The organism is Paenibacillus sp. P46E, from assembly GCF_001909095.1.
Lineage (GTDB): Bacteria > Bacillota > Bacilli > Paenibacillales > Paenibacillaceae > Paenibacillus_AQ > Paenibacillus_AQ helianthi.
In genome coordinates this window covers 61,460-82,208 of record NZ_LVYZ01000050.1, presented here as the reverse complement: position 1 = coordinate 82,208, position 20,749 = coordinate 61,460, and the positions used below count along the sequence as shown (strand labels likewise).

19 protein-coding genes are annotated in these 20,749 nt (G+C 49.7%); 18 read left to right on the top strand and 1 reads right to left on the bottom strand.

Annotation, left to right across the window (positions count from 1 at the left end; translation table 11 throughout):
* From A3849_RS19235 to spoVM, 18 genes are all read left to right on the top strand, one after another.
* A partial coding sequence (locus A3849_RS19235) for an ABC transporter substrate-binding protein (protein WP_143191863.1) occupies positions 1–1,266 on the top strand: 1,266 nt, incomplete at its 5' end.
* Positions 1,267–1,271: 5 nt separating this feature from the next.
* Positions 1,272–2,978: a methyl-accepting chemotaxis protein gene (locus A3849_RS19230; RefSeq protein WP_074112883.1), complete on the top strand. Its 1,707-nt coding sequence runs from the start codon at positions 1,272–1,274 to the stop codon at positions 2,976–2,978.
* Positions 2,979–3,132: 154 nt separating this feature from the next.
* On the top strand, positions 3,133–5,007 hold the full coding sequence (locus A3849_RS19225; RefSeq protein WP_074112873.1) for a bifunctional homocysteine S-methyltransferase/methylenetetrahydrofolate reductase: 1,875 nt from the start codon (positions 3,133–3,135) through the stop codon (positions 5,005–5,007).
* A gap of 38 nt (positions 5,008–5,045) precedes the next feature.
* Positions 5,046–5,936, top strand: coding sequence for a YicC/YloC family endoribonuclease (locus A3849_RS19220; protein WP_074112872.1), 891 nt, complete (start codon positions 5,046–5,048; stop codon positions 5,934–5,936).
* Positions 5,937–5,987: 51 nt separating this feature from the next.
* Complete coding sequence (gene remA, locus A3849_RS19215) at positions 5,988–6,248, top strand: extracellular matrix/biofilm regulator RemA (RefSeq protein ID WP_006209218.1); 261 nt, start codon at positions 5,988–5,990, stop codon at positions 6,246–6,248.
* 18 nt (positions 6,249–6,266) lie between these two features.
* Positions 6,267–6,836 (top strand): guanylate kinase, encoded by a 570-nt coding sequence (gmk, locus tag A3849_RS19210; protein ID WP_074112871.1) that lies wholly within the window; start codon positions 6,267–6,269, stop codon positions 6,834–6,836.
* Positions 6,837–6,891: 55 nt separating this feature from the next.
* The gene (gene rpoZ / locus A3849_RS19205; protein WP_074088596.1) at positions 6,892–7,092 is read left to right on the top strand and encodes a DNA-directed RNA polymerase subunit omega; all 201 of its coding nucleotides are present in this window, start codon (positions 6,892–6,894) and stop codon (positions 7,090–7,092) included.
* 225 nt (positions 7,093–7,317) lie between these two features.
* Positions 7,318–8,550, top strand: coding sequence for a bifunctional phosphopantothenoylcysteine decarboxylase/phosphopantothenate--cysteine ligase CoaBC (gene coaBC, locus A3849_RS19200; RefSeq protein WP_256700823.1), 1,233 nt, complete (start codon positions 7,318–7,320; stop codon positions 8,548–8,550).
* Positions 8,550–11,081 (top strand): primosomal protein N', encoded by a 2,532-nt coding sequence (priA, locus tag A3849_RS19195; protein ID WP_074112870.1) that lies wholly within the window; start codon positions 8,550–8,552, stop codon positions 11,079–11,081. The genes coaBC and priA overlap by 1 nt, the downstream gene beginning before the upstream one ends.
* A 125-nt stretch (positions 11,082–11,206) precedes the next feature.
* Entirely contained in the window at positions 11,207–11,692 is a 486-nt protein-coding gene (def, locus tag A3849_RS19190; protein WP_074112869.1) for a peptide deformylase, read from the top strand.
* Positions 11,693–11,698: 6 nt separating this feature from the next.
* Positions 11,699–12,637 (top strand): methionyl-tRNA formyltransferase, encoded by a 939-nt coding sequence (gene fmt / locus A3849_RS19185; protein ID WP_074112868.1) that lies wholly within the window; start codon positions 11,699–11,701, stop codon positions 12,635–12,637.
* A 17-nt stretch (positions 12,638–12,654) separates the two neighbouring features.
* Positions 12,655–14,130, top strand: coding sequence for a 16S rRNA (cytosine(967)-C(5))-methyltransferase RsmB (gene rsmB, locus A3849_RS19180; protein WP_372237784.1), 1,476 nt, complete (start codon positions 12,655–12,657; stop codon positions 14,128–14,130).
* A gap of 195 nt (positions 14,131–14,325) precedes the next feature.
* Positions 14,326–15,366 (top strand): dual-specificity RNA methyltransferase RlmN, encoded by a 1,041-nt coding sequence (gene rlmN / locus A3849_RS19175; protein ID WP_074088600.1) that lies wholly within the window; start codon positions 14,326–14,328, stop codon positions 15,364–15,366.
* 6 nt (positions 15,367–15,372) lie between these two features.
* Positions 15,373–16,149 (top strand): Stp1/IreP family PP2C-type Ser/Thr phosphatase, encoded by a 777-nt coding sequence (locus A3849_RS19170; RefSeq protein WP_074112867.1) that lies wholly within the window; start codon positions 15,373–15,375, stop codon positions 16,147–16,149.
* Entirely contained in the window at positions 16,146–18,344 is a 2,199-nt protein-coding gene (gene pknB, locus A3849_RS19165; protein ID WP_074112866.1) for a Stk1 family PASTA domain-containing Ser/Thr kinase, read from the top strand. The genes A3849_RS19170 and pknB overlap by 4 nt, the downstream gene beginning before the upstream one ends.
* Before the next feature lie 123 nt (positions 18,345–18,467).
* A complete protein-coding gene (rsgA, locus tag A3849_RS19160; RefSeq protein ID WP_074112865.1) occupies positions 18,468–19,373 on the top strand; it encodes a ribosome small subunit-dependent GTPase A in 906 nt (301 codons plus the stop codon).
* Positions 19,374–19,377: 4 nt separating this feature from the next.
* On the top strand, positions 19,378–20,046 hold the full coding sequence (rpe, locus tag A3849_RS19155; RefSeq protein ID WP_074112864.1) for a ribulose-phosphate 3-epimerase: 669 nt from the start codon (positions 19,378–19,380) through the stop codon (positions 20,044–20,046).
* A 281-nt stretch (positions 20,047–20,327) separates the two neighbouring features.
* A complete protein-coding gene (spoVM, locus tag A3849_RS19150; protein ID WP_020431362.1) occupies positions 20,328–20,408 on the top strand; it encodes a stage V sporulation protein SpoVM in 81 nt (26 codons plus the stop codon).
* A 101-nt stretch (positions 20,409–20,509) separates the two neighbouring features.
* On the opposite strand, the gene rpmB is transcribed toward spoVM, so the two are convergent.
* Positions 20,510–20,698, bottom strand: coding sequence for a 50S ribosomal protein L28 (gene rpmB / locus A3849_RS19145; RefSeq protein ID WP_019911441.1), 189 nt, complete (start codon positions 20,696–20,698; stop codon positions 20,510–20,512).
* Positions 20,699–20,749 lie beyond the last annotated feature (51 nt).

Sequence of the window (20,749 nt, the reverse complement as noted above, 5' to 3'; positions counted from 1 at the left end):
TCTGTGATGTTGATATCCCTTGCGGGGTGTACAGGAAAAGGTAACGAAGAAGTTAAGAAGTCGGATGAACAAATCACATTGAATTTTATGTGGTGGGGTAAGCCGAGCCGTAAGGAGATCACGTTAAAAGTTATTGATTTGTTTGAGAAAGAGAATCCTAATATTAAAATTAATACCGAGGATTACTCTTCAACTGCTGAGGTAGCCCAAAAGCTGGCGATGGAAACCGCTGAGCAAAAAACACCAGATATCATGCAGACAGACTATAATTTTGCTTTTAACTATGTCACCCATCACTTGATTGAGCCACTCGACACGTATATGAAGTCCAACGTCCTTGATCTGTCTGATGTGGATAAATCCTATCTGGCCTCCGGACAGTATGAAGGGAAACAGTATGGTATTCCTATGGGATCGAATGCCCTTGGAATCGCTTATGACCCTGCAATGTTTAAACAATATGGTATAGAACCACTTCAGGATTCGTATTCCATTCAGGATATGCAACAAACGATGCAGCAATTTAAAGATAAGGTGCAAACCCCGGGTTTTTATCCTTTGTATGCGATGTTTGATTTATCCTATTGGTTCAGAATGAAGGGTGAATCTTTTTACAATAAGGAAAAAACAGGTCTTGGTTTCAAAGATGCTACCCTTGTTGAATATCTGACACTGACGAAAACATGGCTGGATCAGGGGCTTCTGAACCCCGGTACAGATTCATCCAAGGATGAGAAAAACCCGCTGGCAACAGGGAAAACTGCATTTTTACAACTTGTAAGCAACCAAATGGTTTCAAATGGTGACGAAGCGGGCAGAACGCTGAAAATTATGAATCTTCCTACGGTTGAGGGAGCCACTGCGGAAGGAAACTTTGTGAAGCCTTCTATGTTCATCATGGTATCTTCTTATTCTAAACATAAGGAAGCGGCAGTTAAATTCGTTGATTTTCTCACTAATAACAAGGAAGCGAATAACATTCTTAAGGGTGACCGCGGAGTTCCGATTGCAACTAAAATCGCAGAACAATTATCCAGTCAATCCACCGAACAGGGGAAAGAACAATACTCATACATGAGCTATATTGCCAAACACTCCACCCCAATTGATCCGCCAGCACCGCTGTCTGATGCGGTTGTTCAAAACGCTCTGAAAATTATACTGAAAAACCTGTATGCCGGCAGTATTACACCAGAGCAGGCTGCAAGCACGTTCAGAGCACAGGCTGAAGAGATATTGGGACCGAAAGAGGAGGGAAGCAAGTGAACAGAATGCAGAGTATCTTTCAAGCGAAAAGTATAAAACAGCGTCTTTACATAGGGTTTGGTATCGTTTTGATTTTTCTGGTGTTTATCGGAGTTACCGGGTACATGTATCTCTCGCAAATTAACGGAACCTATACCAGCCTCCTGAAAAAACAAGTGGCTACAATTGGTTTAATAAAAGATTTGAACACTACCATCGAATCTGAACATGCGGATGTATCCGATTTTATCATTTCTGCAGATCCGAAAAAAATGGATGCCTATGCAGCTGCACGCCTTAAATTCACGGAACATCATGCGAAGCTGGAATCACTGATCACAGATTCTGGTAAACAGCAGATTTTGGCCGGATTAGATTTGCTGCAGCTGCAATTCATAGTAATATCCGATCAGATGATTGACGCTAAAAATAAAGGTGAATCAGAGAGCATAGTATCAATTGCAGTAAATCAGAGCGTCGTGTTGGATAAATTTGTTGAAGTAGCCCGTAACCTGGTTACTACGGAACAGACGGAAGCTGATCATAAAATTGCCGTGGCGCAGCAACGTGCAAAAGATGTGGAATCCACGATTATTGGAATCAGCATCATATCATTAATTGCGGCAGCGGCATCATCTCTGCTGATCAGCAGTCAGATAACGAAACCCATTAAGCTGCTGCAGACAGCTGCTGTACGGATTGCCAACGGAGATTTGACAGTTAACGAGATTCGAATTAAGAACAAGGATGAGCTTGGCGATTTGGCGGTTTCCTTTAATCACATGTCGGGCAATCTGCGGCATCTGATTCAGGAAATAGGGTCTCATGCAGAGCAGGTTGCAGCATCCGCCGAAGAACTGACAGCCGGTGCTGAACAAACAAGCCAGGCCACTGAGCATATTGCTCATATTACTGAGGATCTGGCCCAAGGTACGGAAAAACAAGTTGAGAGTATAGCCGGAAGTATGAAAATGGTAAACCGGATGAATGAGCAGGCAGTATTTATTGAAGAAAGTGCCTCCAGTGTGAACCAGTCCGCCATTAATGCTTCGCACATTGTGCTACAGGGATCTGACGCGGTTAAGTCAGCGATACAGCAAATGGCTTCGATCCAAAATAACTCTACTGAGGTTGCCGTATCGGTTAAATCGCTAGGTGAGAAATCAAAAGAAATCGGTACGATTATTAACTTTATCAATGAGATTGCAGGACAGACGAATCTGTTGTCCTTGAATGCCTCCATCGAAGCGGCGCGTGCAGGAGAAGCCGGCAGAGGATTTGCGGTTGTAGCTTCTGAGGTGAAAAAGCTTGCTGACCAGACTGCTATGTCTGGAAAGCAGATCTCTGAAGTCATCAAGAGCATTCAGTTGGAGAGCGAAATCAGTGTATCCAGGGTATTAAAAGGTGAAGAAGAGGTTCTTGAGGGAATACGTTCCGTCACTGAGGCAGGAGAAGCCTTTGAACAGATAGAATTGGCCATGCATGGTGTGACCGCTGAGATCAGTGAAGTTTCCGAGGCTTCCAAAGAAATGTCCAGTGATACCAAAAATCTGGTAACAGCTTTTGAAGGGATATCTGTTATCGTCAATGAAACATCCGGTGGGACACAGAGTGTTTCAGCTTCTGCACAGGAAACACTGGCGACAGTAGAAGAAGTCAATAGTGCATCAATGGCTCTGGCAAAAATGTCTGAAGAATTATTGGAACTGGCTGGAAAATTCAAAATAAGCTAAAACTTATTACTTTCAGAGCAAGTCTCCGATTCGGGGATTTGCTTTTTTAGGGTCTGGTGAGACGAATGGCTTTTGCCTGGTGAAAGCTTATCATCCATCCCGATTTATGTTACATTAGTATGAAACTATGGACTGATTAAGGGAGGTTCTTACGGTGAAGCCGGATTTACGCTCTGCATGGAAGAATAACGTGTTGGTCGGAGACGGAGCGATGGGAACCTTTTTATATCAAAAAGGATTCCCGGTAGGCATCTCCTATGAAGAATTGAATCTGACCTCTCCAGAGGTTATTGAAGATGTACACCGGAGCTATATTGAAGCGGGAGCGGTGCTGTTGGAGAGTAATACTTACTCTGCCAATTATGACAAGCTGTCCAAATTTGGCCTGGAGGCTAAGGTGGATGAAATCAACCGCGCAGGTGTACGGATTGCACGGCATGCCGCAGGGGAAACCGGATATGTTGTAGGTGCGGTAGGTTCCATCCGCGCCGGTAAACGGGCAAACCTGTCCAGCACTGAGCTGAAACGGTTTTATGCCCAGCAGTTTTCGGCGCTTTTGGAAGAGCAGCCTGACGGGATTATGCTGGAAACGTTCTATGATGTGGAGGAGCTGCATCTGGCATTAAGAGCGGTCCGCAAGCTCAGCGAGCTTCCGGTGATCTGCCAGCTGGCTGTGGATGAGACCGCGCGTACTCTGGACGGATTAACGCTGACGGAGGCTTTTCATATTCTGGAGCAGGACGGTGCGGATATTATCGGCTTTAACTGCCGAACCGGACCTAATGGCATTAAGCGTGCATTAAAGTCATTACAGGGAAGCCTAAGGCTCCCCGCTTCGGTATATCCCAATGCGGGTATCGCTGATTATGTGGACGGGCAGTACCGGTACGGTGCCTCGCCGGATTATTTTGGACAGATGGCCCCGGTTTTTGCGGATATGGGTGCCCGTATTATTGGGGGCTGCTGCGGCACAACGCCACAGCATATCGCTGAGATCTCTGCCGCTCTTCGCGAGTATTCGCCGCAGCCTCTGCCGGAGCCGACAGCCCAGAACAATCTGGAGCGCCTGACGGTACAGGAGCATCTGGGAGATAACGAAGAACGTGATGGCCATGAACCGACACTGGTCGATCTGGTCAAGGAACGCCACACGGTGATTGTTGAGCTTGATCCGCCGCGTGATCTGGATATTGCGAAGTTCATGCGTGGTGCGGAAGCGCTGCGAAGAGCAGGTGCAGATGCTCTGACGCTTGCGGATAACTCGCTTGCTGTGACAAGAATGAGCAATATGGCGCTGGGGCATCTGGTTCAGGCCCGTACGGGCCTGCGTCCTCTGGTTCATATTGCCTGCCGTGACCGCAATCTGATCGGAACCCAATCCCATCTCATGGGCTTCGATGCTTTGGGCATTGACCATGTGCTGGCAGTTACGGGTGATCCGGCCAGATTCGGCGATTTGCCGGGTTCAAGCTCTATCTACGATCTGACCTCATTTGAAATTATACGGATGATCAAGCAGTTGAATGACGGTATCGCCTTTTCCGGAAAGCCGCTGAAGCAGAACGCGAATTTTGTTATCGGAGCCGCATTCAACCCGAATGTTAAGCATTTGGACAAGGCGGTTGAACGTCTGGAGAAAAAGATTGCCTCCGGTGCCGACTATATCATGACCCAGCCAGTCTACGATCCTGAGCTGATCGAACGCATTGCGAAGGCTACGGCGCACCTGGAGATCCCTATTTTTATTGGTATCATGCCGCTGGCCAGCGGACGTAACGCCGAATATCTTCATAATGAAGTTCCCGGCATTCAGCTGTCCCCCGAAGTGAGAAGCCGGATGCAGGGTCTGGAAGGCGAAGAAGGACGTGCAGAGGGTGTACGGATCGCCAAAGAGCTGCTGGATGCGGCTACTAGGCATTTTAATGGCATCTATTTAATGACACCGTTTATGTTCTATGATATGAGTGTGCAGCTCCTGGAGTATGTGTGGGAGAAACAAGGACGCAAATTGTCCCCCTTGTTTCGCTAGTAATAATCAATTACAATAGTGTAATGGATGTGATTCCGTTGTCATTTAGCATGACCGGATACGGTCAATCATCCCTGCAATTCGGCGGTTACAAGATTACGTTCGAAGTTAAATCGGTGAATAACCGTTACTGCGAAGTTGTACTGCGGATGCCCCGGGATTGGACGATTTATGAGGATATGCTGCGAAGACAGGTTCAAGCTCATATCAAACGGGGACGAGTAGATGTCATCATTAACAGGGAGCATACCGAAGAAGCCGAGTTGGCACAAGTGCTGAACCTTTCGGCGGTGCGTTCCTATTTGAAGTCTGCTGAGCAGCTGCAAGAGGAATTTGGGATTCAAGGTGAGCTGCTGCTGCGGGACATCCTTTCGATGCCAGGAGTCATGGAGTTCAAGGAAGATGCCCATGCATCCGTCCTGGACCAGGATTTCAAGGATATTCTTGAGCAGGGTCTGAACCGGAGTCTTGAAGCCTTGTTAGAGATGCGAGCCCGTGAAGGCGGATTTCTAGCCGCTGATCTGGGGCGCAGGCTGAATCATCTGGAGGAGCTGCATGCTGAAATGGCAGCACTTGCTCCTGTGGTGGTGAACGAGTACCGTGAGAAGCTGCGTCAGCGGCTCAGCGGGCTGAGTGACGGGACGTTCCCTTTTGAAGAGCATAAATTCGGAATGGAAATTGCTGTCTTTGCCGACCGCTGTAATATTGATGAGGAGCTTACCCGGCTGTATAGTCATTTTGAACAATGCAAGGCTTTGCTGAAGGGAAGCGAGCCGGCAGGACGCAAGCTGGATTTTCTCATTCAGGAGATGAACAGGGAGACGAATACAATCGGGTCCAAATGTAATTATCTGACTCTGGTGAATCTCACGCTGGATATGAAAGCTGAGCTGGAGAAGATACGTGAACAAGCAGCGAACCTGGAATGACAGTGATCTGAAGCAAGCCAAGATGTAATCTATGGGGGGAACAACCGGAACATGGCAATTAAATTAATCAACATCGGCTTTGGGAATATCGTATCGGCCAACCGAATTATTTCCATTGTCAGCCCGGAATCTGCACCAATCAAACGTATTATCCAAGAGGCCAGAGACCGGCATATGCTGATCGACGCCACTTACGGCCGCCGGACGCGGGCCGTCATCATTACAGACAGCGATCATGTCATTCTCTCGGCTGTGCAGCCGGAGACTGTGGCACACCGTCTATCCAGCAAAGATGACGATAACGACGAATAACAACAAATGGAGTGTACTATGTCAAAAGGATTGCTGATCATACTATCCGGCCCGTCCGGTGTTGGTAAAGGAACTGTATGTTCCGCACTGCGGCCGAAGATGCCTGAACTAGTCTATTCCGTTTCCGCCACAACGCGTTTGCCGCGTGAAGGCGAAGAAAACGGAGTCAATTATTTTTTCAAAACCAGAGAGCAGTTTGCGGCCATGATTGAAGCCGATCAGCTGCTTGAATATGCGGAGTACGTAGGCAACTATTACGGTACTCCGCGTGATTTTGTGGAGCGAACACTCGACAGCGGAAGAGACATTATTCTGGAGATCGAAGTTCAGGGAGCCCTCAAAGTCAAAGACAAATTTCCCGAAGGTATCTTTGTGTTCCTTCTTCCACCGTCCATGGACGAATTGAAGGACCGCATCCGCGGACGCGGTACGGAGCATCCTGATGTCATTAACCACCGTATGTCCGTGGCGGAGGATGAGATCGGCCTGATCCGGCATTACGATTATGCAGTAGTGAATGATGAGATTGATCTGGCCTGCAAGCGAATAGAAAGCATCATCATCGCCGAACATTGTAAGGTGAGATGATAGGTACATCAGAACTCAAGCTCATATCACAGTAAAAGATGAAGAGGTGTTTTACATGTTATATCCATCCATTGACGAAATGATGACCAAAGTTGATAGCAAGTATTCCTTGGTTGTTGCGGCAGCCCGCCGGGCAAGAGCGCTGCGTGAAGGCGGCAAGACCGATATTAAAGCTCCGAGATCACATAAGAATGTCGGTGTTGCTCTGGAAGAGATCTATGAAGACCGCATCATTGTAACCCGCGGAGAAGAGTAGTCCGAGCTGTTCCTGCTAGGCCATTTTCAGAAACGGACGCAGCCTTTTGTATGGGTTGTTGCCGTTTCTTCTTGGGTTAGCGGTCAATTATTTTAAATAGCCCGGACCGGGCTGTAACGACAACCGGAAGGTTGTTATTTTTTTCTCAAAAAGTGAGGATTTCTAGTATTTCTTTCATATTAGATGGTTATGGACGATAGGCAAGGGAACAGGGGGGAGTTTAAGTTGAAGAGCTTACAGGGCAAAACGATTATATTGGGGATTACCGGTGGAATTGCTGCTTACAAAGGGGCTGCCTTGACGAGCAAGCTTACGCAAAAAGGAGCCACAGTGCATGTGATCATGACGGCTTCAGCCAAGCAGTTCATCACCGAGCTGACATTGCAGTCATTGTCCAAGCAGCGTGTATACAGCGATACCTTTCAGGAGCGTGATCCGTCTTCGATTTCGCATATTGACCTGGCAGATTCCGCCGATCTTATTCTGATCGCACCGGCAACCGCCAATATCATCGCTAAAATGGCACATGGGCTGGCCGATGACATGCTGTCCACCACACTGCTTGCAGCAACCGCTCCCGTTATGGTAGCACCGGCCATGAATGTACATATGTATCAGCATCCGGCGGTGCTCGATAACATCAATACGCTGTATAAGCGGGGAGTGAAATTTATAGAGCCTGGCGAGGGTCTGCTGGCCTGCGGTTATGTAGGAAAAGGCCGGCTGGAGGAGCCTGAAGCGATAGTGCAGGTGGTGGAGCAATTTTTTGCTCTACAGCATACTGCAGCTAACGGGCCACTATCCGGAAAAAAAGTTATCATTACTGCTGGCGGTACGATTGAACGGATTGATCCGGTCCGTTATATTACGAATGATTCCTCCGGCAAAATGGGCTTTGCCCTAACCCGTGCTGCACGTGCAATGGGTGCCGAGGTAACGCTCATCGCAGCGCGCACCGATGAAGCACCTCCACAGGATCCGGAGATACAAGTCGTGAGGGTGGAATCGGCTGCGGAGATGTATGATGCAGTGGTGAGCCGCTGGAAGGATTGCGATCTCTTAATCAAGGCTGCTGCAGTTTCGGATTACCGTCCTCGGCAGAGTGCCGACTCCAAAATTAAGAAGAGCGGAGATACGCTGACCCTTGAACTGGTGAAGACGACGGATATCCTGGAGAGCCTTGGAAAAACGAAGGATAAGCAATTTTTGATCGGTTTTGCTGCGGAAACAGGCAATGCAGAATTGTATGCCAAGGACAAGCTGGTCCGCAAAAACCTGGATCTGATCGTTGCCAATGATGTCACAGCTGAAGGTGCGGGTTTTGGGACTGATACCAACATCGTAGCCGTCTATGATGCAAAAGGCCTTGTGTTTGATCTTCCGCAGGTCTCCAAAGACGAAGTCGCACGGCAGGTGCTGCAGTTGGCGGCAGCCCGCATTTCCGGAGCAGGATTATAATGGAGATAGCCAAGGTCATTGTCGATGTTCCTGTACGCAGCACTGACCGGCCTTTTGACTATTTGATTCCAGACTCACTTAAGCTATGGATCGAAGTGGGAAGCCGGGTGGCAGTGCCCTTTGGACACCGAACGGTGCAAGGCTTTGTCGTCTCACTGGAATCTGGTGAGATTGGTGCAGCATCGGGATTGAAGCCCATACAGGAAGTACTGGACTTGCTTCCCCCGCTTTCCCCTGAGTTAGTAGAGCTAGGTGACTGGATGAGCCAAAGATATGCCTGCAGACGTATTTCTGCGCTTCAGGCGATGCTTCCAACAGCCCTCAAAGGTAAAGCCGAACGGCTTATAACGCTTGGTGATGCTGCAGAAGATAACGGTAGAAGACCGGATGAGCTGTTTCCTTTGTTCCTTGAAGTGGATCAGGAGGAGAGCCGGATTACTGAATTTGTGGGACGATATGGAGAAGTCTCTATGAAGCTGCTGACAAAGACCTTTCCTCAGGCTGCAGAAACGGTGAAGTTTATGCTCCGCCGCGGTGTATTGGCTGAGAGTCAGTCGATTAAGGATAAAATGGGCAAGAAGAAGCTGAAGGCAGTCGATCTGGCCATTGGCCTCTCTGCAGCCCGCGAATCCCTGGCCAATTTTCCTGCGCGTTCGGCCCGCCAAAAAGAAGTATTGTCCTTTTTGATCGAGATGGAAGCCATGCTGCCCATGCCGATGAAGGATGTATTGTCGGTTCTGCAGGTCACAGCCGGGACCGTGAAAGCACTGGAGGATAAGGGGTTCATTGAGATCACTGAGATTGAAGTATACCGTGATCCTTACCAGGGGCGTGATTTCAAGCCCAGTGCCCCATTGCCGCTGACAGCCGAGCAGGAGGCGGTATATACGCGTATCGCATCAACCGTCGATGAGCAGCGGCATGAGGTGTTTCTGCTCCATGGGGTAACCGGGAGCGGCAAAACAGAAATTTACCTGCAGTGTATCCAGCGCTGTGTGGATCAGGGCCGTCAGGCTGTGGTGCTGGTTCCCGAGATTGCTCTGACCCCGCAGATGGTCGAGCGGTTCAAAGGCCGCTTCGGAAGCGGAGTGGCGGTGATGCACAGCCGGTTGTCTGTTGGTGAACGATATGACGAATGGCGCAAAATCCGCGAAGGCAAAGCAACGGTAGCTGTAGGCGCCCGTTCCGCAGTTTTTGCTCCATTCGTGAATCTGGGTCTTATTATCATGGATGAAGAACATGAATCCTCCTATAAGCAGGAGGAGAATCCGAAATACCATGCCCGTGATGTTGCGGTCCGCAGGGCAGAACAGGGTGGAGCTGCTGTGATTCTCGGTTCCGCGACTCCTTCTCTGGAGAGTTATCATGCGGCCCGCTCTCAGAGCGATATTCATTTCTCGCCGGTTCTCCTTCACATGCCGAGCCGTGCACTCGGCAATGAATTGCCTAAGGTGCATGTGACTGACATGCGGGAGGAGCTTAAGGAAGGGAATCGTTCGATGTTCAGCCGCCGGCTCCATGCCGCTCTGGAGAGCAGGCTGGAACGTGGGGAACAGACGGTGCTTCTTCTGAACCGCAGAGGTTTTTCCACCTTTGTGATGTGCCGCAGCTGCGGGTATGTGGCTGGCTGCCCCGAGTGTGATATTTCCCTGACCTACCATAGCCGCAGCGACAACCTCCGCTGTCATTACTGCGGTCATGCTGAACCCGCGCCCAAACTTTGTCCGGAATGCGGAAGCGAGCATATCCGCTTCTTTGGTACAGGGACCCAGCGGGTGGAAGAGGAGCTGGGGAAGTTGTTCCCGGGCATCCGAGTCATCCGTATGGATGTCGATACTACCACGGAGAAGGGTTCGCATGAGAAACTGTTGAACCAGTTCAGGGATAAGAAAGCCGATGTGCTCCTGGGTACGCAAATGGTAGCTAAAGGGCTGGACTTTCCTGATGTTACACTGGTAGGTGTAATTACAGCAGATTCTGCATTGAATTTGCCGGACTTCCGGGCGGCTGAGAAGACCTTTCAGCTGCTGACGCAGGTCGCCGGGAGAGCGGGACGCCACCAGCTTCCCGGCGAAGTAGTCGTGCAGTCGTATACGCCGGAGCACTATTCCATCGTGCATGCCAGCGGACATGATTATCACTCCTTTGTTCGGGAGGAGCTGAAACACCGCCGGGAGCTGCATTATCCGCCGTATTGCCGTCTGATTCTTGTTACGCTCTCCCACGAACAGCTTCCCGTACTGCTGCGGATGGCAGAGAATTATGCGCTGAATCTGCAGGGAAAGGCTCGTCAGCTGCGCTGGTTCGGCAGTCTGGATAAGCTGTCATCCGATGCACTCGATTTACTTGGACCTGTCGCTTCTCCGCTTCCGCGGCTAAAAGGCAGATACAGATTTCAATGCATTATCAAGTGGCGCGGCTCTATTGATGCGATCGGACTGGCCCGACAGGTGGCGGAAGAACTTGAGGATTCGGTACGAGATACAGGACTTCAAATCAGTCTGGATGTAGATCCGCAGATGTTGATGTAATCATCAGGCATGTTACAATAGGTACGCATTGCAGAGAATTCTAGAATGCGAATCTAGATCTGAAGTGAGCTTGTAATGATTAGGATTAGATATTCTATAGAAATGTTCAAGGATGGTGTGTTTGTATGGCTATAAGGCTGATCGTGAAAGAACCGGATGAAGTGCTGCACAAGACGGCAAAGACAGTGACGAAAATAACCCCGAATGTTCAAAAACTGCTGGATGACATGGCGGATACCATGTATGATGCGGAGGGTGTTGGACTGGCTGCCCCGCAGGTTGGTATATTAAAACGTCTTATTGTAGTAGATGCCGATGAAGAACATGGATTGATCCAGCTGATCAACCCGGAAATTGTCAGCATGGAAGGCGAGCAATTCGGACCGGAAGGCTGCCTGAGCATACCTGGTTTAAATGGGGATGTGCGCCGTGCAGAGACCGTGACTGTTCGCGGACTTGACCGTGAAGGCAACGAAGTAACAATCACTGGGAGCGGATTGCTGGCCCGGGCGTTTCAGCATGAGATTGACCATCTTAACGGGGTGCTGTTCACAGATATTGCCGAGAAGGTGTATGAGTATACAGCTGAACACAGTGAAACTGAGGAGTGAAGGAATATGAAGATAGTGTTCATGGGGACTCCGGCTTTTGCGGTGCCTTCCCTGCAAATGCTGCTGGAGCTGGGCTATGAGGTTGTCGCAGTTGTCACCCAGCCGGATCGCCCGCAGGGACGTAAAAAGACACTGACGCCTTCTCCAGTGAAGGAAGCGGCTCTGGCTCTAGGGCTGCCGGTCCTGCAGCCTGAGCGGATGCGACGCCCTGAAGCCGTGGCCGAACTGGCAACCTATGAGCCGGATCTGATTGTTACGGCAGCGTACGGACAGATTTTGCCTAAATCAGTGCTTGATCTTCCAAAGTTCGGTTGTGTGAACGTCCATGGCTCGCTGCTGCCGAAATACCGGGGCGGTGCTCCAATTCAGCGCTGTATTATTAATGGCGAAAAGGTTACCGGCGTTACTCTGATGTATATGGCAGAAGGTCTCGATACTGGTGATATGATCTCGCGCGTAGAGGTTTCCATTGAAGATACGGACACCTCGGGAACTTTGTTTGAAAAGCTTAGTCTCGCCGGATGTGAGCTTCTCAAGAACGAAATGCCGAGGCTTGCCGTTGGCCGCGTGCAGGCAACTCCACAGGATGATAGTGAAGCTACCTACGCTCCAAATCTCAGCAGAGATGATGAACGGATTGACTGGAATGCAAGTTCGATTGATATCTATAACCGTATTCGCGGGTTGGTGCCGTTCTCGGGTGCGTTTACACTTTGGAACGGAGAAACATTCAAGATATGGGCTGCGCTTAGACCAGACAGGAATAGCACTAATATTGAAGCTGTACCAGGTACGGTGCTGGCAGTGAGTGGCGACGGTATTGAAGTGGTAACTGGTGATGGTAGTCTGCTGCTTACCTCAGTTCAACCGGCAGGTAAAAAAGCCATGACTGCAGCCGACTTCAGCCGCGGCGCTGTGATGAAGCCCGGGATGGTGCTGGGTTGAGCGCGGGGAGTGGCGGCATAGACCGCAAAGGACCGCAAAAGAAGCTTGACGGCGGTAACGGATGGGCAAGACCGGAAGGAAGTAGCAAAGGGAAGGGAAGTAACAGCAGGAATTCCCGGTCAGGTGCTCCGGGTAACAGGGCAGCCGATTCCGCCCGGGAAGTGGCGCTTGATATTCTTGTCCGTGTGGAGCAGCAAGGAGCTTATAGTAATCTGCTGCTGAACAGCAGCTTGCAGAAGTCCACGCTTGGCCGTGAAGATACAGGACTGGCAACGGAACTCGTATATGGAAGTATCTCGCGGCTTATTACCTTAGACTATGTACTCAGTGGATTCGTAAGCAAAGGAATCGCCAAGCTCCAGCCTTGGGTCCGCAATTTGCTGCGTCTAAGCTTATATCAGATCATGTATCTGGACCGTGTCCCGTCCCATGCAGCTGTCAACGAAGCGGTGAATATCGCTAAGAAACGCGGACATCAAGGGATATCAGGAATGGTGAACGGGGTGCTTCGGAGCGTGCTGCGTGCCGGAGAGCTTCCGGTTTTGCCAGAAAATCTAAGCCGTGAAGAACGCATTTCCGTACTTCATTCCCATCCACTGTGGATGGTAAAACAATGGGCTGCGCAGTATGGCTTGGATACCGCTGAAGCGATGTGTGCCGCCAACAATGAACCGCCAGCATCCAGTGTTCGCGTGAATCTTACGATGATCAGCCGCGATGCTCTGCTGGCGCAAATGCTTGAGGCGGGACTGGAAGCCTCTCCTTCCCAGCTTAGTCCTTATGGCATTATCATCAAAGGCGGAGGTAATCTCGCGCTCAGTTCCTGGTACCGCGATGGCTATTTGTCCGTACAGGATGAGAGTTCAATGCTGGTAGCTGAGGCAGTTGCACCAGGACCCGGCATGAGAGTGCTTGATTGCTGCGCCGCTCCTGGCGGCAAAAGCGCCCATATGGCCGAGCTGATGAAGGACGAGGGGTATATCTATGCCAACGATCTGCATCCGCACAAAGCACAGCTGATAGAAGACCAGGCTAAGCGGCTTGGGCTCGATAGCATTGTTACTGGCAGTGCTGATGCACTTCAGCTTACGCAGAGGTTAGAGCCGGAATCTTTTGACCGGATTCTGCTGGATGCACCTTGCTCCGGACTTGGAGTGATCCGCCGCAAACCGGATCTCAAATGGCGTAAACAGCCGGAGGATGTATCCAGTGTGGCTGCGCTGCAGGCTGAGTTGCTGCAATCCGTATCAGGATTATTGAAGCCCGGAGGGATTCTGGTTTACAGCACCTGTACAACAGAACAGGCAGAAAACAGCAGAATCATCGCTCAGTTTCTTGAGAATAATTCCGGTTTTTGTTCTGTAACCTTTGACTCCCCTGTATGGGAAAGAGTCGGGGGTACCGCGCTATCTGAGGGAGAAGGGATTCAGCTGCTTCCTCAGCATTATGGCAGTGACGGTTTCTTCATTTCCCGGCTGCAAAGACTCTTGTAAAATAGCAGTTTTGTAAGACATAATCCGGTCTCCCGCCCGCTGGTCTTCATGCGTGGCGGGCTTTTCTTTTACCGTCTCTGAATTTTGTGTTAAAATAGGAAGAATGAGAAATAATACGCATATCAATAAAAAGAATGGTTTGATGCGTATTCTGATAAATTTCTATATCTTAAGAAAGTACAGGTGCTGAATCTAATGAAACCTTTAATATATGATTTTTCTCTGGAAGAGTTGCAGCAGTGGGCCAAGGATAACGGAGAGCCCGCTTTTCGCGGCGGCCAGATTTTTGACTGGCTGTACGTCAAACGTGTGAATGATTTTGAATCCATGAGCAACTTGTCCAAGGCACTGCGCGGGAAGTTGGAAGAACAATTCCGCATCACAGCTCTGACGGAGATCACGAAGCTGGAGTCCAAGGATGGTACTGTGAAGTTTCTCTTCGGACTGCATGATGACCATGCAATAGAGACTGTTATTATGAAACACAATTATGGCAACAGCGTATGTGTAACGACGCAGGTCGGCTGCCGGATCGGTTGCACATTCTGTGCTTCCACACTAGGTGGTCTTAAACGCGATCTGACCGCAGGCGAAATTGTGGCCCAGGTCGTCCGCTCCCAGCAGATTTTGGATAGCCGAGGTGAGCGCGTCAGCAGTATTGTCATCATGGGAACCGGTGAACCTTTTGAGAATTATGACGCTACTATGCGGTTCCTGCGTCTCATGATTCATGAGAAGGGTCTGAATATTGGCCAACGGCACATCACGGTTTCTACCAGCGGAATCGTGCCTAATATATATAAGTTTGCAGACGAAGATACCCAGATTAATCTTGCTATTTCGATACATGCACCCAATGACACACTTCGGTCCAAGCTGATGCCGGTTAACCGGCGATACCCTTTTGATGATGTAATTGAGTCCCTACGTTATTATCAGGCTAAGACAGGCCGGAGAATCAGCTTCGAATATGCCCTGATTGGCGGCGTTAATGACCAGAAGGAGCATGCAGAGGAGCTTGCAGGAGTACTGAAAACTATGCTTTGCCACGTGAATCTGATTCCCGTGAATCATGTGCCTGAACGCAAATATGTAAGGACTTCTCGCAATGATATATTTGAATTTCAACGTATTTTGGCCGACCACGGTGTTAATGTAACCATCCGCCGTGAGCAGGGCCATGATATAGCGGCCGCATGCGGACAGCTGCGCGCCAAACATATGGAGTTGGGGTGAGGATATTTGATCAGAACAGTTCATGCCAGCGACATTGGCCGGGTACGTACCGTCAATGAGGATTCAGTCTGGATCGGCGTGACACGCAGCGGTTATACCCTCGGCATTATTGCCGATGGAATGGGCGGACACTTGGCTGGCGACACCGCGAGCCGTCTTGCTCTGGAGACAATAAAGAATGCCCTGGACGGGCTTCAGCCTGATCTTCCGGAGGAAGATCTTCAGGGTGCGCTCACTGCTGCCATTTATGAGGCTAACAGTGCGGTCCACAATGAGGCTTCCAGCGATGAGAAGTACCATAACATGGGGACGACTGTTGTTGCTGTTCTTCTGAAGGGTCCGACCGGATATATCGGTCATATCGGGGACAGCAGAGCCTATTTAATTAAGGATGGCGCAGCCGTACAGTTAACCGATGATCATACGCTGGTCAATGAGCTGTTCAAGAACGGCCAGATCAGCCTCGAAGAGCTTGACAATCATCCGCGCAGAAACGTTCTGACCAGGGCGCTGGGAACGGATGCCGAGGTTACGGCTGATCTTGCACCTGTTCATCTGTCACAAGGGGAACTTTTGCTTCTGTGCAGTGACGGCCTGAGCAATTTCGTCAGCCAGGAGCATCTGGGCAAAGTGGCAGGAATTCATGAAATATCCCTGGAAGAAAGAGCGGACCGTTTACTTCAGCTGGCTTTGCTTGCCGGCGGTGGCGATAACATTAGCGTCGCTATGCTAGAACATCAAGGAGTGGCCGCTGTGCCCGAAACAAAGGAGTGGGATAAATGATCGGTCACGAATTGGGCGGCCGTTACCAAGTTATCGAACGGATTGGAGGAGGAGGAATGGCGCTCGTCTATAGAGCCCATGATATCCTGCTTAACCGGAACGTAGCGATCAAAGTTTTACGAAACCAGTTTGTACATGACGAGGAATTTATCCGCCGATTCCGGCGGGAGGCGCAATCCGCCGCATCCTTGTCTCATCCGAATGTGGTCAGTATATATGATGTAGGACAAGAAGATGAAATTCATTATATTGTTATGGAATATGTGGAAGGTAAGAACCTGAATGAGATTATTAAAGAACGTGCCCCGCTCCAGGTAGATGAATCTATCCGTATCGCATCTCAGATATGCGACGCGCTGGACCATGCGCACCAGAATCAGATTATCCATAGGGATATTAAGCCCCACAACATTCTGATCGGCCGCAATGGACGAGTTAAGGTTACGGATTTTGGAATTGCCCGGGCAGTTACGTCCACTACTATAACCCAGACAGGCTCTGTAGTCGGATCGGTGCATTATTTCTCGCCAGAGCATGCCAAAGGAGTAGCGACGGGGGAGAAGTCCGATCTGTATTCCTTGGGGATTGTCCTCTACCAGATGCTTACCGGAGTACTGCCTTTTTTGGGCGAAAGCCCGATCAGCGTAGCTTTGAAACATCTGCAGGAGGAGTTTGAAGAACCCCGGCTTCTGAATCCGCTGATTCCGCAAAGCGTGGAGAATGTTATTCTAAGATCCATGCGCAAGAATCCGGAAGAGCGGTATCAGTCTGCCAAAGAGATGCTGCAGGACTTGGAGACCTGTCTGCTGCCGGAACGGCGAAGCGAATCCAAGGCTCAGTTCCATGATGAAGAGGATGAAGACAGAACCCGTGTTATTCCGGCAATCCGGCCGATGCAGCGGGGACTTAACAGCCGCGGCGGAGAAGACCGGATGAGGCGTGATGAAGAAGAAGAAATGCCGCGAAGCACCGCCAAACGGAAATGGGGACGTCCTGTGCTCTGGATCAGCCTCACGTTGCTGCTTCTGCTCGCTATGGGCGGCCTGGTCTGGTATGTGAACGACAAATTCGACGTCGATGAAGTGGCGGTTCCTACGGTGACTGACATGTCCTTTGAAGCAGCCAAAGCGGAGCTCGCCAAGGTAGGACTTACCGCAGAAGAACCACCAGCAGAAGAATATAATGCGAATAAAGAACCCGGTATTGTATGGAAGCAAAGTAAAGAGCCGGATACCATGGTCAAAGAGGGCACTTCTATAGCTCTTACTGTAAGTATTGCCAAGGAGCTGCCTGCGATGATCGATTTAACGGGCAAACCTAAAGAGGATGCAGAAAAGCTGCTGATCGCAGAAGGTGTGGAACAGAGCCGGATCACAGAGGACCCACGCTTTAGCGAGGACTTTGCTGAAGGGCAGGTCATACGCACAGAGCCGGCCACGGGTAGTCCTTACGATCCTGAGACAGCAACGATCAAACTGATTGTCAGCCAGGGACAAGAGACAACGCCTATACCAGATCTCAAAGGTCATACTAAGGAAGATGCACAGGCTATGCTGGAGGCAGCCGGTCTTGTTCTTGGTGAAGTTAAAGAGGAATCCAGCTTCTCTGACGAAAAAGGTATAGTCATAAACCAATGGCCTTATGAGAAAGGGGATACGGCTTCACCGGGTGAGAAGATCAATATTACGGTAAGCACAGGTTACCCTCCAGAAGCCTTGGAATATACGTTCAAAGTTCCGGTAGCCCCTTCGGTCGAAGGTAAAAAGACTAAAATCCGTATTATTTATGCAGATGCCCGCAAGGATGGCGAGAACCAGGAATGGGGAACCCGAACAATAGCCAAAAGCCAGAATCTGTCGGTGAATTTATTGCTCGCTCCCAATAAGGACGGCTCTATCTCTGTCTACCAGGATGGTGACTTCATCGCAACCTACACCATTAAATATTCAGACGCCAAAAATGGAACCGTGCCTGATCCGGAGCCACCGGTTCAGCATACGCCTGAGCCGACTCAGGCCCCAACAGACGTCCCGGCTTCTGCCGATCCAACGGTAGAACCGGAGATTTTGCCTCCTTCTAATGGAGATGGCAACACTGGTGCAGGGAATCAGACCGGAATGACGACAGATAATGCCAGCAATGTACAGACAACTTCGAACAGCGGCAAAGCTAAGGATAAAGGAAAAGGAAAATAAATGGATATAAGCTGCAGCAGTGCAGAAGGAATTCTTGAGCTGCTGCAGCTGGCAGAATGACCCGGGAGCTTTTAGCAGACTTGGGTCATTTGTGCAATATCAGGAGAGGACGGCTCATGATGTATGCCTGAAGGAATTATAATCAAAGCATTAAGCGGTTATTATTACGTTAAGCCCCTCCGTGATGGACTGATCGCTACAGAGGAAGAGGCTGTACAATGCAGGGGGCGGGGAATCCTTAAGAAGAAAGGGATTGCTCCGCTTGTAGGAGACCGGATTAAATATGTTCTGACCGAGAATGGGGAAGGCATGGTCGATGAGCTGCTTCCAAGGGAGTCCGAGCTGATCCGTCCGCAGGTAGCTAATGTCAAACTGGCGGTGCTGCTATTCTCCGTACGGGAGCCGGACATGAATCTGAATCTCCTCGATAAATTCCTGGTTCACATTGAGCACTCCGGTCTGGAGACCCTCATTGTGCTGACGAAGCAGGATCTGGCTAACGATGAGGGCGAAGCCACAGCACTTGTCAAAGAGCTGTACGAGCGCATAGGTTACGAAGTGATGGTCACCAGTTCGCTTACCGGCTCCGGCAGCGATGAGCTGCGAAACCGTCTCGCTGGAATCATTAGTGTCTTCTCCGGTCAGTCGGGTGTTGGTAAGTCAACACTGCTGAACCGCCTTGTCCCTGGCCTTGAACTGGAAACGGGAGAGATCAGTCTTCGGTTAGGCCGAGGACGCCATACTACCCGCCATGTGGAGTTGATGGATATCGGCAACGGCGGTTTTGTAGCTGATACACCCGGCTTCAGCCAGTTGGACTTTTTGGAACTGGGTGTGGAGGAGTTGTCCACCTGCTTCAGGGAATTTGCTTCGTATGCTGAGAAATGCAAATTCCGCGGCTGCAGTCACCTGCATGAACCGGGCTGCCATGTCATTCAAGCTGTAAATACAGGTGAGATTGCTGGCAGCCGGTATGACCATTACAAGCTGTTTTACAATGAAATGAAAGATAAAAAGCGGAGGTACTAACCCTATGATTACAATCGCACCATCGATACTATCAGCCGATTTTGCCGCACTGGGTGCAGAGGTTGCAGAAGCCGAAGCCAGCGGCGGAGACTGGATTCATGTGGATGTCATGGACGGCCATTTTGTGCCGAATATTACCCTTGGACCCCCGATTGTAAAAGCAGTAAAAGCACACACTACATTGCCGCTCGATGTCCATTTGATGATTGAGAATCCGGAGCGTTATATCCCTGAGTTTGCAGCCGCAGGAGCAAGCATTATTACAGTGCATGCCGAGGCTTGTGTTCATCTTCACCGAGTAGTGCACCAGATCAAGGAGCTTGGTCTAATGGCCGGGGTGGCAATTAATCCGGGCACACCCGCAGCAGCTGTACGAGAGGTACTTGAGGATGTAGACATGGTGCTAATAATGACTGTGAACCCCGGTTTCGGAGGACAATCGTTTATACCGCATACGGTGAAGAAGATACGTCAGATCCGGGAATGGGCCCGGGAAGTTAATCACACCTCCCTGCGGATTGAAGTAGACGGTGGTATCGCCAAAGAAACCGCTCCGCTTGTTGCTAGAGCAGGTGCGGATGTTTTAGTGGCAGGAAATGCAGTGTTCGGACACAGTGATCGTGCTGCTGCTATCAAGGCCATTCGAGAAGCGGCTGAGGCAGCCATGCGTTAAACGTAGGTGACACATTTGATCTAATGGTATAGGCCAAGTTACTAACGCATAAATATGGTTACATGAGCAGAAATCTCATGTAGCCTTTTTTAAATATCCGAAAGTGTATGTTCCACGATATCCTTTAACTTTCTATTTTTTGAGAAACAAAAACGCCGCCTCTTTCAGAGGACGGCAAAATCGTTTCTTCTTATTCAATAAGGGAGGTCTGCATTCGTTACGTTAGCGGCAAGCCAGGAAAGTCTCCTACCGTACGGCATGAATTGATGGGAGGGTTAATGATGAAATTTTACACGTTCAAGCTGCCAAGATTTTTGGGAGGTTTTGTTAAAGCGATTTTGAACACGTTTCAGAAGAGTTGAAGACGGAATAGAAAAGAAAACATGAAAAAAAGCACCTTACATATGTAAAGGGTGCTTTTTGCTTCATATGAGATATCGCTAGGTCTTAGGATAATCCAAGACTAAACGCGTTCAACTTTGCCGGCTTTCAAAGCACGGGTGCTGACGTACACGCGTTTCGGTTTGCCGTTCACGAGGATACGGACCTTCTGAACGTTAACTCCCCAAGAGCGACGGTTGCGGTTGTTCGCATGCGATACATGGTTGCCGCTGCCCGGTTTCTTGCCAGTTACAGTACATTTGCGGGACATAGATTACACCTCCTTGTTACTTACACCTGCATAAAACAATACTTAAATATA